Source organism: Devosia sp., from assembly GCF_017307565.1.
Lineage (GTDB): Bacteria > Pseudomonadota > Alphaproteobacteria > Rhizobiales > Devosiaceae > Devosia.
In genome coordinates, this window is sequence record NZ_JAFKHD010000409.1 from 14,067 (window position 1) to 14,890 (window position 824).

Genomic DNA, 824 nt, shown 5'->3' on the forward strand with positions numbered 1-824 from the left:
GGTTGTGACAGGCAACCATCTGGCCACCTTCGCGGGCGGTCAGGGCCGGTTCGGTGGTCTTGCAGACAGCAGTGACGAGCGGGCAGCGCGTATGGAACGGACAGCCGCTCGGCTTCTTCGTCGCGCTCGGGATGTCGTCATTGGTGGCGCTTGCGCGGATCGCGCGAGGGCGCCGAGCGCATCAGCAGCTCGGTATAGGGATGCCCGGGCTCGGCAAAGATGCGCGTCTTGGGCGCGATCTCGACGATCTTGCCCAGATACATGACGGCGACGCGATGCGAGATGAATTCGACGACGCCGAGGTCGTGCGAAATCGACAGGTAGGAGACGCCGAGATCACGCTGCAGATCGCTGAGGAGATTGAGAATCTGCGCCTGCACCGACACGTCCAGCGCCGAGACCGGCTCGTCGCAGACGATCACGTCAGGCTTGAGCGCGAGCGCCCGGGCAATGCCGATACGCTGACGCTGACCACCGGAAAACTGATGCGCAAAATTGTCGGCCTGATCGGGACGAAGTCCAACGCGCTCCATCAGTTCAGCCACGCGCGCCTCGCGCTCGGCCGCGGTTCCGACATGGTGGATGTCGAGCGGCGCGCGAATGATGTCCTTCACCCGCTGGCGCGGATTGAGCGAGGAAAACGGGTCCTGAAAGACGATCTGCATTCGCCGGCGATAGCTCTTGAGCGCCGCGCGATTGAAGCCGCGGATTTCCTGCCCGTCGAACTGCACGCGCCCGCCAGTCGGCTTGACGAGGCCCATGAGCGCAAGGCCGGTGGTCGACTTGCCACAGCCGCTTTCCCCGACAAGGCTCAGCGTCTCGCC

General features: G+C 64.6%; 1 pseudogene. It reads right to left on the reverse strand.

The features are described 5' to 3' along the window. Positions 1 to 824 (reverse strand): annotated as a pseudogene (locus J0I64_RS16800) (oligopeptide/dipeptide ABC transporter ATP-binding protein); the annotation flags it as partial.